The following is a 15,737-nucleotide window of genomic DNA, read 5'->3' as shown; positions in this document are numbered from 1 at the left end:
CAATTCATGTCACTGTGGGTGTCATGGCCACTCTCATGCAGCGACTGCAGAAGTTCCTCCGCAGCCCGCAGGGGCAGCGGATCGTCGAGCAGGGCCGGCGCCAGGCGGCCAAGCCCGAGAACCAGGCGCGCGCCCGGCGACTGCTGGCCCGCCTCCAGGGCCGCCGCCGCTAGTGCCGCGGGGTGGTGAACGCCACCGTTATGCGGCGGCAACGCTGTGCCACCATGATTCTTGTGACGTCTACCTGGACTGAGCCTTCCAACACGGCCACCGCCCTGCTCCTGCTCGGCCGCGGCACCGACCCCGCCAGCGAGCGCGGGGTCGACTGCCCGGGCGATCTGCCCGCGCCCAGCGACCCCGGTCTGGTCGAGCGGGCCCGCGCCGCCAAGGCGGCGCTGGGCGACCGCGTCTTCGTGCTCGGCCACCACTACCAGCGCGATGAGGTCATCCAGTTCGCTGACGTCACCGGCGACTCGTTCAAGCTGGCCCGCGAGGCCGCCGCCCGGCCCGACGCCGAGTTCATCGTGTTCTGCGGCGTGCACTTCATGGCCGAGAGCGCCGACATCCTGACCTCGCCGGCCCAGCGCGTCGTGCTGCCCGACCTGGCGGCCGGCTGCTCGATGGCCGACATGGCCGTGCTCGGGCAGGTCGAGACCGCCTGGGAACAGTTCGAAGACCTCGGCCTCACCGACCAGATCATCCCGGTGACGTACATGAACTCCTCGGCCGACATCAAGGGCTTCGTCGGCCGCAACAAGGGCGTGGTGTGCACGTCGTCCAACGCCCAGCGCGCGCTGACCTGGGCGTACGAGCAGGGCAGCAAGGTCTTCTTCCTGCCCGACCAGCACCTCGGGCGCAACACGGCGGTCCTCGAGATGGGTCTCACGCTCGACGACTGCGTGCTCTACGACCCGCACAAGCCGAACGGCGGGCTCACCGCCGATCAGGTGCGCGACGCCAAGATGATCCTGTGGCGCGGGCACTGCTCGGTGCACGGGCGCTTCACCATCGACAGCGTGCGTGAGGTGCGCGAGCGCGTACCCGGCGTCAATGTCCTGGTCCACCCGGAATGCCGGCACGAGGTCGTCCGGGCCGCCGATCAGGTCGGCTCGACCGAATACATCATCAAGGCGCTGGAGGCCGCGCCCGCGGGTTCGGCCTGGGCGGTGGGTACGGAGCTCAATCTGGTCCGCCGGATGGCGAACGCCCACCCCGACAAGCAGATCATGTTCCTGGACCGGGCGGTCTGCTACTGCTCCACGATGAACCGCATCGACCTGCCCCATCTGGTGTGGGCGCTGGAAGAGCTGGTCGCCGGCCGGGTCCCCAACCAGATCGCCGTCGACCCCGACACGGCCCATCACGCGCGGGTGGCGCTCGACCAGATGCTGGCCCTTCCCTGACCATTACGCACGGTTACGCCCTGTTGTCCGTACGCACGGGTGTGTCTTTGTGTTGCCTTAATCATCAGGGATTCGTGCCATCTCGCGGCTTGTGGTGACTGCCGCCCGCATCACTCAGGGCTATGCTCTCCGGGCCCCTCATACCCGCCGGGCGGCTTCCCCCGCCCCCTCTGGAGGTTCCGTGACCGACGACGTCCTGGCTGTGCACGGCGGTGCGCCGCTGCACGGGCAGATCCGGGTCCGTGGTGCCAAGAACCTGATCTCCAAGGCCATGGTGGCCGCCCTGCTGGGCGAGTCGCCCAGCCGCCTGTTCGACGTACCGGGCATCCGTGACGTGGAGGTCGTCCGCGGCCTGCTCGAGCTGCACGGTGTCAAGGTCAGCGACGGCGTCGACGACGGTGAGCTGGTGATGGACCCGACGCACGTCGAGACCGCCAGCACCGACGAGATCAACGTGCACGCCGGCTCCAGCCGCATCCCGATCCTGTTCTGCGGCCCGCTGCTGCACCGGCTCGGCCACGCGTTCATCCCCGACCTGGGCGGCTGCCACATCGGGCCGCGCCCCATCGACTTCCACATCCAGGCGCTGCGCGAGTTCGGCGCGGTCGTCGACAAGGCGCCCGAGGGCATGCACCTCAGCGCGCCCAACGGGCTGCACGGCGCCAAGCTGGAGCTGCCGTTCCCGAGCGTCGGCGCCACCGAGCAGGTGCTGCTCACCGCCGTCCGCGCCGAGGGCGTCACCGAGCTGCGCAACGCGGCCATCGAGCCCGAGATCCTCGATTTGATCTGCGTGCTCCAGAAGATGGGCGCGATCATCACCGTGCACACCGACCGGGTCATCGAGATCCAGGGCGTGCCGAGGCTGCACGGTTACAGCCACCGTCCGATCCCCGACCGGATCGAGGCCGCCAGCTGGGCCTCGGCCGCCCTGGCGACGCACGGCGACGTCGAGGTGCTCGGCGCCCGCCAGGCCGACATGATGACGTTCCTGAACGTCTTCCGGTCCATCGGCGGCGAGTTCGAGATCACCGACGAGCGGGTCGGCCGGCCCGGCGTCACCCCGCACGAGGGCGGCATCCGCTTCTGGCACCCGGGCGGCGAGCTCCAGGCAGTCGCCCTGGAGACCGACGTGCACCCCGGCTTCATGACCGACTGGCAGCAGCCCCTGGTGGTCGCCCTGACCCAGGCCCGCGGGCTGTCGATCGTGCACGAGACCGTGTACGAGCAGCGGCTCGGCTACACCGACGCGCTGAACGCGATGGGCGCCACGGTCCAGGTCTACCGTGACTGCCTGGGCGGCACCCCGTGCCGCTTCGGCCGGCGCAACTTCAAGCACTCGGCGGTCATCGCCGGGCCGTCCAAGCTGCACGCCGCCGACCTGGTCATCCCCGACCTGCGGGCCGGGTTCGCCCACCTGATCGCGGCGCTGGCCGCCGAGGGCACGTCGAAGGTGTACGGGGTCGACCTGATCAACCGCGGCTACGAGCACTTCGAGGACAAACTGTCGGCCCTCGGCGCGCACGTCGAGCGGATCTAGATTTATTGGCGTAGGGCGGCTCTCCGCATGTGAGCCGCCCTTCGTTACCCTTCATGACGTGCCCTCGCTGTTTCGTCGCAAGACCTCAGACGCCCCCGCCACCTCCGACGTGGCCGAGGAGGTCGTCGAGCCTGCCCGGCCCAAGAACTACACCCCTTCCAAGAAGGAACTGGGCCAGGTCACGCCCAAGCGGGTGAGCAGCCAGCGGCGGGTGACCGAGCCGGCGCCCCAGAACCGGCGCGAGGCGTACAAGAAGATGCGCGAGCGCCAGCGCGAGGAGCGCGCCGAGGCCTCCGCGGGCATGCGGGCCGGCGACGAGCGTTACCTGCTGGCCCGTGACCGGGGCCCCGAGCGGCTGCTGGTCCGCAACATCGTCGACAGCCGCCGCACCGTCGGCACCTACTTCTTCGCCGGCGCGATCATCGTGCTGATCGGCTCGTCCACCCGGATGCCGCAGCCCGTGCAGCTCGCGGCCAACCTGCTGTGGGCGATCCTGGCGGTCGCGGTGATCATCGACAGCTTCCTGATCGCGCGCAAGGTGCGGGCGCTGGTGCGCGAGCGGTTCCCGAAGACGACGCAGCGGCTCGGGTCGTTGTCGCTGTACGGGATCATGCGGGGGCTGACGTTCCGCCGCATGCGCGTGCCGAAGCCGGCCGTTCAACTCGGCGAGAAGGTCTGATTCGTTCCTCCCCCGTCGTTCGGGTTGGCACGTCAACTCCGTGGACGGAGTGAGTACTCACTCCGTATCGTCAGGGCATGACCGACGAGACCGCCCGGCGCCGTGCCCCGGGAATGACACCCGAAGAACGGCGCGCCATGATCGTGCGCGCCGCCCTGCCCCTGGTCGCCGAGTTCGGCGGCGCCGTCACCACCGCCCAGGTCGCCCGCGCGGCCGGCATCGGCGAGGCCACCGTCTTCCGGGCCTTCGACGACAAGGACGCCCTGATCAGGGCCTGCATCGCCGAGGCGCTCAACCCGGCGGACATGCTCCGCGAACTCCACTCCATCCCGCTGGACACCGCGCTGGAAGACCGGCTCCTCGAGGCCGCCGAAGCGCTCGACGCCCACCTCGGCCGGATGGGCGCGGTGATGGGCGCGATCCACGCCTCGGGCATGCCACACCGCCGCCCGCCCCGCGACAGCGCGCCGGCTGCTTCTCCGCTGGGGCCGGCGGCCGTCCTCGAAGCGGGCCGATCATCCGGGCGGGAGGCTCCGCTGCCGGAAGCCCGCTCCTCGGCCCGGGAGGCATCGCGCATCGCCGTCGCCGAAGCCATCACCTACCTACTGGAGCCGGACAGCGCCGAGCTGCGGGTCTCCCCTGCCCAGGCCGCGGGTGTGTTCCTGCAGTCGCAGTTCGGGCGGCCGCCCGTGATGGAGAGCACGGACCGCCGTCTGATGATCGACCTCTTTCTGCACGGCGCTCTCCGCCGGGAACCCACCCCGGCCTGACCCACCCACCCCCGGCCGGATCCGCGCTACGGGGCGAGGGGCCGCTGCTGGCCGCCGATCGCGCCGACTTCATGGCGACGCTGCTGTCGGCCGGATCGCCGCACACCCGGCGGGACATCTACGTGCTCCAGCTCGAACCGGGCAGCCCGCGCGAGGCCGAGGCGCACATCCCGGGCGGCGTCGAGCACGTCGTGGTCGGCGCGGGGCAACTCGTCGCCGGCCCCTCCGACGACACGGTCGAGCTCGCGCCGGGCGACTACGTGGCGTTCCCCGGCGACGTCCCCCACCGCTACGAGGCGGTCGCCCCCGGCACCTGGGCCATGCTCGTCATGGAACATCGTTAGAAACATTCTTGAGTACGCGCGACGTGAGCTCGCCGTGGCACACCGCGAGCGAGCCGCTGGTCAGGGCCGTGAACGCGACTCTCGCGTGTCTGCCAGTCGGCCGAGCAAGAACGAACGCTCTTTCTCGCTGTCCGTGAGAGCCAGCGCCTCCTCGTACGCGTCGATCGCCTCGTCCCAGCGCCCGAGGCGGCGCAGAAAATCCGCGCGGGCGGCGCTGAGGTAGCCGTACGTGGCCAGCGCGGGGTCGTCGAGCAGCGGCGCGAGCGCGTCCAGGCCCGCCGCCGGCCCGTCCCGCAGGCCGATCGCCACGGCGCGGTTGAGCTCGACCACCGGCGACGGCCAGAGCCCGCGCAGCACGTCGTACAGGGCGGCGATCTCCGCCCAGTCGGTGTCGGCCCAGGTCGCCGCCTCGGCGTGCACGGCGGCGATCGCGGCCTCCACCGCGTACCGCGTAGGTGGCCTTCGGCGTAGCGCGTCGGTCAGCAGGGCGACGCCCTCGGCGATCAGGCCGCCGTCCCACCGGGTGCGGTCCTGTTCCGGCAGCAGCAGCATCCGGCCGTCGGCCGACACCCGGCTGCCCGAACGCGCGTCGATGAGCAGCAGCAACGCGAGCAGCCCGCTGACCGCGGCGTCGGTCGGCATCAGCAGGTGCAGCGTGCGGGCCAGGTCGATCGCGCTGTCCACGAGGTCGCGGCGGATCAGGCGCGGTCCGGCCGGCGCGGTGTGCCCGGTCGTGAAGATCAGGTGCACCACGTCGAGGACGGCGCCGACCCGCTCGGCGAGATCGTCCGCGGCGGGCACCCGGTACGGGATGCGCGCGGTGGCGATCTTCTTCTTGGCCCGGGTGATCCGGGCGGCCATGGTCGGCTCGGACACCAGGAAGGCGCGGGCCACCTCGGCCGTCGACAGGCCACACACGAGGCGCAGGGTCAGCGCGATCCTGGCCTCGCCGGACAGCGCCGGATGGCAGCAGGTGAAGATCAGCCGGAGCCGGTCGTCGTCCAGGCCGTCCTCCGGGCCGGGCGCCGGGTCCTCGGCCACCAGCAGCGGCATCCGGCGGCGGAACCGCTCCTCGCGGCGGCGCAGGTCGAGCGCCCGGTTCCGGGCGACGCTGGTCAGCCAGGCGCCCGGCCGGTCCGGCACGCCGTCCCGGGCCCAGGTGTGCAGGGCCTGCTCGTACGCGTCCTGGGTGCATTCCTCGGCCAGGTCGAGGTCGCGGGTCACCTGGGCCGCACAGGCCAGCACCCGGCTCCAGTCGCGGCGGTGCGCCTCGGCGACCGCCGCGACCACGTCCTCGGTCATCCGTGCTCCACGACCGGGCGGATCTCCACGCCGCTGTGCCCGGCCCGCACCTCGGGCAGCAGCGACGCCAGCTTGATCGCCTCGTCCAGATCGGCCGCCTCCAGCAGGTAGAAGCCGCCGAGCACCTCCTTGGTCTCCAGGAACGGACCGTCGGTGGTCACCACGCCGCCCGCGCCATCCGCCCGCAGCGTCGTCGCCGTCGTCGCCGTCTCGAGCTGCTCGCCGCCGAGGATCCGGGCGCCGGCCTCCGCGCTGAAGGCGCCGTGCGCCGCGCCGTGCGCCGTCCACTGGTCCGGGGTCATCGCGTCCCACTGCCGCGGGTCGCCCTGGATGAGGAGCATGTACTTGGCCATGTCACGCCTTTCGTCGAGGTACATCTACCCTCACGACGTCCGGCGGGGAAGGCGGATCGACAACCGGGGTCAGCGGGCGGTGTAGAGGCGGGCCACCACGTCCTCGATGTCCGGCTCGACCAGGGACAGGTCGCGCACCGGGGCGGCGGTCATCAGGGCTGCCACGGCCTCGGCGGCGGTTGCCGACTCGAGCGTGAACGACACCCGGTGGCCGTCCGCCTCGGTGGCCGCCAGGGTGGCCCCGGCCAGCGCGAACGACGCCGGCAGGGGCGCGTCCAGGTCGGCCACCAGGCGGCGGCGGGAGCCGTAGCGGGCGTGCAGGTCCTCGATCGTGCCGTCGTGCACCCCGTGACCGTGGTCGATCACGACCAGGCGGCGGCACAACCGTTCGATGTCGGCCAGATCGTGGGTGGTCAGCATCAGCGTGACGTCGCCGGTCGCGCCCAGCTCGGCCAGGAAACCGCGGACCGCCTGCTTGCTGACCACGTCCAGGCCGATCGTCGGCTCGTCCAGGAACAGCACCTCGGGGCCGTGCAGCAGGGCCGCGGTGATCTCGCCGCGCATCCGCTGGCCGAGCGACAACTGGCGCACCGGGGTGTCGAGGAACGGGTCCAGGTCGAGCAGCGACCGGCACCGCGCGAGCCGGGCCGCGTGGTCGGCCGGCGGCACCCGGTAGATGTGCCGGAGCAGCGTGAACGACTCGTGCAGCGGCAGGTCCCACCACAGCTGGGAGCGCTGGCCGAAGACCACGCCGATGCGGCGGGCCAGCCTCGTACGCTGCGGGACCGGGGTCAGCCCACACACCGTCACGGCGCCCGCGGACGGGGTCAGGATGCCGGTCAGCATCTTCAGCGTGGTCGACTTCCCGGCGCCGTTCGGGCCGATGTAGCCGACCATCTCGCCCCGGTCGACGGTCAGGTCGATGCCGTCCACGGCCGGCACCGTGCGTTTTCGACGGCGGAACCGGCCCACCCGTACGCGTACCGCGAAGTCTTTTCGAAGGTCTCGCATCTCGATGACAGTCATGATCCGGTGCTCCGGTAGTGGCGGATGCCGGCACGCCAGGCCAGCGCGGCGACGGCGGCCGCGACCAGCGCGACCAGCGGTGAGAGGTAACCGGCCCAGGCGGGCAGGCCGAGCGGATCGGTGCGGCCCAGGAGGGTCAGCGCCGGCTGGTAGGCCACAAAACCGAAACCCAGCGCGTACGCGAAGACGGCCCGGAACCAGGCCGCATAGACCGGCACCGGGTACGTCGTGAAGTCGCGCCCGCCGTAGGTGAACGCGCTGCCGATCTCGCCCGAGTCCACCCACCAGAACGCCAGGCTGGCGCTCAGTACGAAGATCGCGCCGAAGAAGACCAGCCCCGCCAGCGGGGTGACCACCAGCAGAACCACCCGGGCCGGTGTCCAGTCGAGGTCGTTGAGCCGGACCGCGATGGCCAGCACCACGCCCGCCAGGACCACCCGCAGCACCTTGCGGAACGGCAGATCCATGCACAACAGCTGCCACAGGGAACCCAGCGGACGCACCAGGATCACGTCCATCAGGCCGCTGCGGACGTACGTCTTGAGGTGATCGACGTTGCCGACGAGCAGGTCGGCCAGCGCGAACCCGACCGACGACAGCCCCGCGACGAGCAGCGCCTCCTCCAGCGTGAAACCGCCCACCCGCCGGCCGGCGCCGAACAGCACCAGGACCGTGCTGATGTCCAGCACCACGGTCAGCGAGTGGGAGATCATCTCGACCAGGAACGACAGCCGGTACGACACCATCGACCGGAACTGGCCGCCGATCAGATGGGCGTACGCCCGGGCCTGGTCACCCACCCTGGACCACCAGCTTGCGCTCGGCCCGCTTCTGGACCTTGAAGCAGGCGACCAGCAGGCCCACGGCCCACATCGCCTGAACCGCCACCAGCCCCGACTGGAGCAGCGGCCCGTCCCGCTCGACCAGCACGTCGGCCGGCGACTGGAGCACGCTCGGGAACGGGGTGGCCACGTACAGCAGGATCGCCGCCCAGTCCGGCAGCAGCCGCAGCGGGAAGTACAGCCCCGCCAGCACGCCCGTCGACAGCGTCCACAGGGCGATCGGGCCGCGGGCGTCGGCCAGCCAGTACGCCGTCGCGTTCACCAGGAACCGGCCCCCGAAGCTGACCACCGAGGCCAGCAGCATCGACAGGACGAACAGCGGGATCGTGCCCGGGCGCTGCGGGACGTACAGCGGGAAGAAGATCGCGCCGACCACGATCGGCGGCACGAACCGAGTCAGCACCGCGTGCCCGAAACGCCCCATATCAGCGGCCAGGTAGCTGACCACCGGCGGAATCGGGCGCAACAGGTCGGCCGCCACCTCGCCGGTGCGGATCCGGTCGGCCAGCTCCGTCCAGCCCCAGATCCCCACCACACTGATCAACCCTTGACCCAGCCAGACGTACGTGGCCAGCTGCGCGACGTCATATCCGGCCGCGGTGCCGCTGACCGTCGCGCCCGCAACGGCCAGAATGACGTAACAACGGAGGAAGCCGAAGACGACATTCGTGAACGCACCGGCTATGGTGGCCTGCCGATAGGTCGACCAGCGCCGGAACCCCGACCGAGCTAGTGCACCGAACGTGACCACGCCCTCCCTGGCGTCGAGCCGGTCCACGTCGATACGCTCCTTCCCAAACCCCCGCAGTGGAGCCGGGCGACTGTACCCCGGTGGCACGGCTCGCCACCGCGCTTTTCCTTTGAGGTGGAGCCCGCCGTGACAGAGCGTCGCCAACCATCGGGCCGAGGTGCCCGATGAACGGCTGGAGCTCCCACGTGGGCGCGGGCGGCTGGGACGACGAGCCGGCCTGGCTCTACGAGATCACCTGGGAATGGGAGCCGCTGCCGGGTCAGCGCTATCCCGGCGACCCCGGGCGCCGCCGCCGGGCCGTGCACACGCCGATCTACGAGGCCGGGTCGGAGGAGCCGGCGTACCCGGAACATCCTGGGTCCGCGGGTCCTCAGTGGAACGAATACGGATCCGGCGATCCGCTGCCTCGACGCGGCGGGCCGGTGCCGCCGCAGCGCCAGCCGTATGACGGTGGCCCCGGGGTTCGTCCCGCCGACCCCTATGGGTCCGGGCGACCGCAGCCCGCGGGGTATGGCACTGAACGGCCGCCCAACGGGTACGGCCAGGGCCGGCCGTCGTCTCCCGGGGCGCCGGGCGGGCACGGTCCGGGTACGGGCTACGGCCAGGCGCGGCCGTCGTCCGGGGCTCCCGCCGGCTACGGTCCGTCACCGGCGTCCGGTTACGGGCCGCCCCCGGGCCACGCTCCGGCGCCCGGCTACGGCCCGACGCCGTCCTCGCCACCGCCCTCCGGCTATGGCGCCGTGCCTTTCTCCGCCCCGCCCGGCGGCCACGGCCCTGCGCCCTCCTCAGCCCCGCCGGCCGGTCGGCCGGCCCCGCGGGCGGCCGACAACTCCCGCCCGGTGCCACAGGACGTGCGCCCGGCCTTCCGGGACGCGCCGCCTCCCGTGCAGGACATGCCGGCGCCGTTCCACGGTCAGTCGCGCGACACCCGACCCGGCCCGAGGCGCCCCGACCAGCCCGCGCCGCCGACCCACCCCGAGCCGCCGCGGTCATACGACGGCCCGCGCCCCTACGTCTCCGGCCCCGCACGACCCGCTGCCGAAACCCGCCCACCCGGATGGACGGACCCTTCCGCCGACCCCGCCTCCACCCTGGCCGGCCCCGACCGCCGCCCCGCACCCACCCGCCCGTCCTGGGACGCGCCAAGATCCGCCTGGAAGCAGCAGGGCCCCGAACCCGCCTGGAACCCCCTGGAGTCCCCCGCCGGCGCCTGGAACCGAGCCGACACCACCCCCGAGACCACCTGGGCCGGCGCACCCCCCGAAGCACCACCAACCCGACCCGCGCCGCCCGCCAACCCCGTTCCCGGCCGCCAGGCTCCAGCCCGCAACCCCATGCCCGGCCGCCCGGAAGCACTGACCGACGCCGGCCCAGGACGTCCCGTCCCCGGCCGCGACACCGCCCCCGGCCGTCCGGAAGCACTGCACGACACCGGCCCAGGACGTCCCATCCCCGGCCGCGACCCCGCCGCCGGCCGGCCGGAAGCACTGCGCGACACCACCCACGGACGGCCCGAGGCACCACGCGACGCCGGCCTGGGACAGCCGACCACCCCCAGCCGCTCGGAAGCACCGCGCGGCGGGGGTTCCGGACGGCCGAACCCGGCGAGCGAGGCGATGCCTGGCCGGCAACGGTCTCAACCCGACTCGGGGTTCGGTCCGGCGCACGGAGCGCCGCCGGCGTGGGCGGGGATTGCCGACCCTTCCCTGTCCGGAACCGACCCCGCCGACACCTGGGCCGGCCCGCCCAGCCCGGCCGACATGTGGGCCGGACCACCCAGCCCGGCCGACACGTGGGCCGGCCCGCCCAACCCAGCCGATACCTGGGCCGGACCACCCAGCCCAGCCGACACCTGGGCCGGTCCACCCGACCCCGCCGACACGTGGGCCGGCCCGGGTTCGCGGCCGACCCCCACAGCGCATGGTCCTGGCGACCGCGCCCCCCGGGTCTCCCCGGCCGGCGAGCCGACCGGTTGGGAGCCGCCCGCACCCCGGCCACCGAGTGATGTCGACCGGCGGCCGTCCAGCCTGGACTCACGGCACAACGCACCCGTGCCGCGGACGGCGTGGGACTCGTCATCCGCCGACCCGGCCAGCACCCTCGCCGGCCCGGCCCGCCCAGCCTCTCCCGGTGCTACCCGCCCGGCCTCGCCCAGCACCACCCGACCAACCTCGCCCAGCTCCGCCCACCCAAGCTCGCCTGGCACCGCCCACCCGACCTCGCCCAGCTCTGCCCGACCAACCTCGCCTGGCACCAGCCACCCGACCTCGCCCAGCACCACCCGCCCGACCTCGCCCAGCTCCACCCACCCGACCTCGCCCAGCACCACCCACCCGACCTCGCCCGGCACCGCCCGCCCAAGCTCGCCCGGCGCCACCGGCGCAACGTCTCCTGCGACACCGGGACGCAGCGCGCCGCCAAACGCGCAGCGTCCCACCCCGCCGGGGTGGGAACCGGCGGGCACGTATTCCGGACCGCCCTCCGCGCGGGACAGGACCGCCGACCCGGCGAGCACTTTCACCAGCCCACCCGCCACATGGAGCGAGACCTCCGACCCAGCCGGCACCTTCGCGGGCCCGCCCGCCCCCTGGGGAGCACCCGCGGACCCCGCCAGCACCTTCGCGGGACCACCCACCGCGCGGGACGACACCGCCGGCACCTTCACGGGCCCACCCGCCACATGGGACAGGACCGCCGACACCGCCAGCGCCTACGCCGGCCCGGCACCGCGATCTGGTTGGAACGCGCCGAACGCAGACCCGTCCGACACGCTGGCGGGCGCGGTTTCCGGCGAGGTGATCGACCCGGCGACAGGCCTGCCGGTCATCGAGGGCGAGGTCGTATCCGACGACTTCGACACCCACTCCGAACCCACCTGGACTCCCCCAGCGGCCCGAGTCCCACTCTCCGAGCCGTTGGCTTTCCAGCCTCCGACTCCGCCCGGGCCAACTTCTCCGGCCGCGCCGTCGCCCGCATCAGCCCCTCCGACCGCGTGGCCCGGCGCTCCCACCCAACCGAGTTCGACCGCACCCGCCTCCGGACCAGGCAACCAAGCCGACCCCACCTCAGGTGCACCCACGGCATGGCCCGGAAGCCCCTTTCAACCCACCTCAGGCGGATCTACGGCGTGGCCCGGAAGCCCCGCCCAACCCACCTCGGGCGCACCCGCCACCTGGGCTGGTCCTGCTCAACGCACCTCCGGCGCGTCCGCCGCGTGGCCCGGCAGTTCCGCCCGACCCGCCTCGGACGCGTCCGCCGCGCCGCCCAGCGGTCCCGCGCAACCCACTTCGGGCGCGCTCAGGACCAGCGGCGCCGGGTCGGCCGCGCCCGGGTCCACACCGAACCCGGTCGTCCCAGCGCCGAGGAAGCCCGTGTCCGGGGTGCCCGCCTCAGGGACGCCCGTATCCGGGGTGCCCGCCTCAGGGACGCCGGCTTCCGGAGCACCTGTCTCGGGGATGCCGGCTTCCGGAGCACCTGTCTCGGGGGGCTCGGCCTCTGGGGAGGCTGCGGGAGACGAGGATGGCGAGCAGCGTGGGCTCGGCTGGCTGCTGAAGATGAGCGGGCTGGGGGCCGAGACCACGGAGGCTCCGGCTGAGGCGGAGCCGGTTTCGCCTGCTCCTGTCGCGCCTGTTGAGGAAGAGCCGGCGGAGGATGAGGAGCGGCCTACTTGGTTCGAGCCGAATACGGACGCTCGGATGCAGCGTCCCGCGTCGCTGGCGGACAAGACCTTCCCGCCTGAACGGGACGACGTGGCAGCCACGGCGGCTGAAGAGAAGCCGGACTCCGCCGCGCAGGAGGGCGGAGACGACACGATCTCCGCGCACGACGGCGGGTCTCTCGATCAAGTGGGCTCGAGTGACACGGAGCCTGGCGAGGGAATTGACGGCGGCTCGGCGACTTGGCGGAACGACCTGAAGAGCGTCGAGCCACGGAATACCGACGGCACTGGATTCGCGCAAAGCACCGCGGCTGGGCGGGACACCACGCTCACGCAGGACGCCACAGCCGAGCAAAGTAGCCCAGCCACGCGGGATGCCATTGCTGAGCAGGGCACACCGGCCACGCGGGATGCGACGGCCGAGAGAGGTGCCACGGCTGAGCGAGACACGAGCGCTGGGCCAGACGCCGGCGCTGGGCAGGACCGTGCGGTCGGCCGGGAAGGTGCGGCGGGGCGGGAAGGTGCGGTCCAGCGTGACGATGCGGTCGAGTTCGGCGGGGCGGCCGGAGTAGGCAGCGCGGACGGCATTGTCTCTGCGGCGACAGTGGGTGGGGACGGCGCTGGTTCGGGACGTGGGGGTTCGGGCGCGGGAGTCTCGACCGGTGCCGGCGGAGATGCTGGGGAAGGTCGGCGGGGCGGGGCGGGACGGGTTGCGCCTGCTGACGATGCCGAGGGCTGGAAGAAGGCCGAGGGCTGGAAGAAGTCTGAAGCGGTTGGGCTGGGAGGCGCTGGTCGCGGGCAAGGGCTCGGCAAGCTTGCGGCGCTGGGTGGGGGCGGGTCGGGTAGCCGCGTCGCCAGCGATGAGGCCGCGCGGGGCGGTGGCTCTGGGCTGGACGATGCGGGGCGGTCGCCCGGCGGTGCTCGCGGTTCTGATGGCAGCGTTGGTTCCACAGGAGACTTGCTGGATTCGGGTGCTCCGGATGCGGGGGCGGCGGGGCGGAAGGCTGATCAGGGGAGTTCGGGTGCGGCCGACGAGGTCGCGGCTGACGTTGTGACGGATTCGGGGGGCTCGGCGGGCGCGGGGAGCGACGCCGGCGCATCCGCGGAGACGGAAGAAACGAGCTACGGCTCCGGAGTGGCACGCTCGAACAGCGACGCCGGAACGGTGACCGAGGCACGAGCGGCCAGCGAGTCACGCACAGCCGACGAGACCCGCAGGCCAGGAGATACGCGCGCGGTCGGTGCGCCTGTTGAGGCCGGCGCGACAGGCGACGCGGGCGCATCCACGAAGACGAAGCCCGCCGGCGAGGGTGGAGCGTCGGCAGAGGCACGCACGGACACGGAGACGCGCGCCATCGGTGACTCCGGCGCGGCCGTGGAGACGAGCACGGGTGGTGAGCGGGCAGACGAATCCGCGGCCAGCCGCGACGCCACGGTGGCAGGGATGCGCGCAAGCACTGCCGGCGACGACGCAAGGCCGAGTGAGGAACGCACAGCCGCGCCGGCTGAGACCGGCGGGACCAGCCAGGGCGAGGATTCGGCGGAGGTAGCCGCGGTCGCCCAGGGCCGTGCTGCCGATGAAGGCGAGACTGGGACGGAAGGCGACGGCGGCGCGGACGGTCACAGCGGCGCCGACGGTCACGGCGGCGCGGATGGTGAGGCGGAGGACGGCGACGCCGGGGAAGAGAGTGGGGCGGGGGCGGCTGAGGGGGCGGTGGCTGATGCTTCGGAGCGGTTGGCGGCGGCTGTCATCGGGGCGGGTGCGGCCGGCGGGACCACTGACTCCGCCCGGAACGTGGGGCAATCAGCGGTTGACCCACGGAGCCGGCTGGTCGACCCCGAGCAGGTGTTGTCCGCGTACCCCTTCAGGTTCAAGCCCGGCACCCTGCGCGAGATGGCCGACCACCCGGACCAGCTCCGGGCCGTTCGTGATCGGCTCACCGACAAGCTCGAGTACGCCGAGCGCGACGCGATCCGGGCCCGGCTGCTGAGTCTGCGCGCCGTGGTGTCGCGGGTGCTCGGGGATCTCGACTTCGCGCTGGCCGACGGGCGGGCGGCGCTGGAGCACGCCGAGCGGACCGGTGAGTTGCGGCGGAAGGCGATCGTGCAGGCGCGGCTGGCCAACGTGCTGCGGTGGCGGGGCGACTTCACCGAGGCGGACCGGCTGTTCGAGGATGCCATCGACCCGGAGCTGCCGGATCGGCTGCGGGCCGAGATCTCGGACCTGGCGGGGCGGTCGGCGTTCGAGCAGGACCGGTACCTGGAGGCGATGAGCCGGTTCGACGAGGCTCTGCGGTGGCGCCGGGGTGACGATCCGGACCGGACCGCGCTGGCGCTCGACCTGGTGACCGACCAGATCCGGCAGCACGGGTGGGGGCCGTTCCAGCGGACGCCGGACGAGATTCTGGGCAAGGTGACGCCGGAGCCGTTGCGGGCCGGCGAGACCTGGGCCGAGGTGCAGGCCTACTCGGAGGGGCTGGCCTGGGCGCGGCGGCCGGATTCGTGGGCCTGGGAGCTGGTCGACGCCGACGGGCGGACGGTTCTCGGGGGATATGTCCGGGTGCAGCCGTTCCATGAGGGGCTGGCCTGGGTGTCCCGGGAGGAGCGGGGCGGCTGGTTCGCCATCGACGCGCAGAACCGGCTGGTCGTGCCGGGCGGATTCGAGGAGGCGCTGCGGTTCCGGAACGGGGTCGCGGCGGTGAAGGCCGGCCGGTGGGGTGCGGTCGACCGGTACGCACGGCCGGTGGTGCAGCCTCGGTACCAGCGGTTCGCGACCGTGCTGACCGGCGGGCGCCAGGTGGACGGGTTCACCCGGGAAGGGCTGGCCATCGTCGACGCCGGCAACCGGCTGGGCGTGATCGACCGGCGCGGGCAGCTGGTGGTGGCGCCGGTGCATCCGGCGCTGGTGATCCACCCGGTGGCGTTCCTGATCGCCGACCGCGACGGGCGCTGGGGCGCGCTCGACCGGGAGGGCGAGCCGCTGATCGAAACCGTGCACCGCAGCGAGGCGGATGTGGTGGACGCGATCGACCTTCTGTTGGCGGACACCAAGCCGGTGCTCTAGAAATGCAG

13 protein-coding genes are annotated in these 15,737 nt (G+C 72.8%); 7 read left to right on the top strand and 6 right to left on the bottom strand.

Annotation, left to right across the window (positions count from 1 at the left end):
* Positions 1-23 precede the first annotated feature (23 nt).
* From AB0O15_RS35780 to AB0O15_RS35755, 6 genes are all read left to right on the top strand, one after another.
* Complete coding sequence (locus AB0O15_RS35780; RefSeq protein ID WP_364328251.1) at positions 24-173, top strand: hypothetical protein; 150 nt, start codon at positions 24-26, stop codon at positions 171-173.
* A gap of 51 nt (positions 174-224) precedes the next feature.
* The gene (gene nadA, locus AB0O15_RS35775) at positions 225-1,403 is read left to right on the top strand and encodes a quinolinate synthase NadA (protein ID WP_364328248.1); all 1,179 of its coding nucleotides are present in this window, start codon (positions 225-227) and stop codon (positions 1,401-1,403) included.
* Positions 1,404-1,584: 181 nt separating this feature from the next.
* Positions 1,585-2,940 carry a UDP-N-acetylglucosamine 1-carboxyvinyltransferase gene (gene murA / locus AB0O15_RS35770; protein ID WP_364328245.1) on the top strand — a complete coding sequence of 452 codons (1,356 nt, stop codon included), beginning with the start codon at positions 1,585-1,587 and terminating at the stop codon, positions 2,938-2,940.
* 58 nt (positions 2,941-2,998) lie between these two features.
* Positions 2,999-3,619, top strand: a complete 621-nt coding sequence (locus AB0O15_RS35765; RefSeq protein ID WP_364328242.1) for a DUF3043 domain-containing protein — start codon at positions 2,999-3,001, stop codon at positions 3,617-3,619.
* Positions 3,620-3,696: 77 nt separating this feature from the next.
* Positions 3,697-4,389 carry a TetR/AcrR family transcriptional regulator gene (locus AB0O15_RS35760; RefSeq protein WP_364328239.1) on the top strand — a complete coding sequence of 231 codons (693 nt, stop codon included), beginning with the start codon at positions 3,697-3,699 and terminating at the stop codon, positions 4,387-4,389.
* Positions 4,390-4,460: 71 nt separating this feature from the next.
* On the top strand, positions 4,461-4,733 hold the full coding sequence (locus tag AB0O15_RS35755) for a cupin domain-containing protein (protein ID WP_364328236.1): 273 nt from the start codon (positions 4,461-4,463) through the stop codon (positions 4,731-4,733).
* A gap of 60 nt (positions 4,734-4,793) precedes the next feature.
* Here the strand turns inward: AB0O15_RS35755 and AB0O15_RS35750 are convergent, their stop codons facing one another.
* The 6 genes from AB0O15_RS35750 to AB0O15_RS35725 form a co-directional block, all read right to left on the bottom strand.
* On the bottom strand, positions 4,794-6,035 hold the full coding sequence (locus tag AB0O15_RS35750; RefSeq protein WP_364328233.1) for a sigma-70 family RNA polymerase sigma factor: 1,242 nt from the start codon (positions 6,033-6,035) through the stop codon (positions 4,794-4,796).
* Positions 6,032-6,412, bottom strand: a complete 381-nt coding sequence (locus tag AB0O15_RS35745) for a YciI family protein (protein WP_364328230.1) — start codon at positions 6,410-6,412, stop codon at positions 6,032-6,034. The genes AB0O15_RS35750 and AB0O15_RS35745 overlap by 4 nt, the downstream gene beginning before the upstream one ends.
* Positions 6,413-6,457: 45 nt before the next feature.
* On the bottom strand, positions 6,458-7,414 hold the full coding sequence (locus tag AB0O15_RS35740) for an ATP-binding cassette domain-containing protein (protein WP_364328228.1): 957 nt from the start codon (positions 7,412-7,414) through the stop codon (positions 6,458-6,460).
* The gene (locus AB0O15_RS35735) at positions 7,411-8,214 is read right to left on the bottom strand and encodes an ABC-2 family transporter protein (protein WP_364328225.1); all 804 of its coding nucleotides are present in this window, start codon (positions 8,212-8,214) and stop codon (positions 7,411-7,413) included. Before AB0O15_RS35735 ends, AB0O15_RS35740 begins: the two co-directional genes overlap by 4 nt.
* Positions 8,207-9,034 (bottom strand): ABC-2 family transporter protein, encoded by an 828-nt coding sequence (locus tag AB0O15_RS35730; RefSeq protein ID WP_364328222.1) that lies wholly within the window; start codon positions 9,032-9,034, stop codon positions 8,207-8,209. Before AB0O15_RS35730 ends, AB0O15_RS35735 begins: the two co-directional genes overlap by 8 nt.
* 1,609 nt (positions 9,035-10,643) lie before the next feature.
* Complete coding sequence (locus AB0O15_RS35725; RefSeq protein WP_364328219.1) at positions 10,644-11,528, bottom strand: hypothetical protein; 885 nt, start codon at positions 11,526-11,528, stop codon at positions 10,644-10,646.
* A 2,851-nt stretch (positions 11,529-14,379) separates the two neighbouring features.
* Here AB0O15_RS35725 and AB0O15_RS35720 point away from each other — a divergent pair.
* Positions 14,380-15,729 (top strand): WG repeat-containing protein, encoded by a 1,350-nt coding sequence (locus AB0O15_RS35720; RefSeq protein ID WP_364328216.1) that lies wholly within the window; start codon positions 14,380-14,382, stop codon positions 15,727-15,729.
* The last annotated feature ends 8 nt before the right edge of the window (positions 15,730-15,737 follow it).

It is taken from the genome of Actinoplanes sp. NPDC089786 (genome assembly GCF_040684855.1).
GTDB lineage: Bacteria > Actinomycetota > Actinomycetes > Mycobacteriales > Micromonosporaceae > Actinoplanes.
This window is presented reverse-complemented; position numbering and strand designations above follow the sequence as displayed.

Excerpts from the sequence above, each read along its gene's own strand:
- nadA (WP_364328248.1), top strand. The coding sequence starts at position 225 with ATGATTCTTGTGACGTCTACCTGGACTGAGCCTTCCAACACGGCCACC.
- AB0O15_RS35780 (WP_364328251.1), top strand. The coding sequence starts at position 24 with ATGGCCACTCTCATGCAGCGACTGCAGAAGTTCCTCCGCAGCCCGCAG.
- AB0O15_RS35760 (WP_364328239.1), top strand. The coding sequence starts at position 3,697 with ATGACCGACGAGACCGCCCGGCGCCGTGCCCCGGGAATGACACCCGAA.
- AB0O15_RS35740 (WP_364328228.1), bottom strand. The coding sequence starts at position 7,414 with ATGACTGTCATCGAGATGCGAGACCTTCGAAAAGACTTCGCGGTACGC.
- AB0O15_RS35745 (WP_364328230.1), bottom strand. The coding sequence starts at position 6,412 with ATGTACCTCGACGAAAGGCGTGACATGGCCAAGTACATGCTCCTCATC.
- AB0O15_RS35750 (WP_364328233.1), bottom strand. The coding sequence starts at position 6,035 with ATGACCGAGGACGTGGTCGCGGCGGTCGCCGAGGCGCACCGCCGCGAC.
- AB0O15_RS35755 (WP_364328236.1), top strand. The coding sequence starts at position 4,461 with ATGGCGACGCTGCTGTCGGCCGGATCGCCGCACACCCGGCGGGACATC.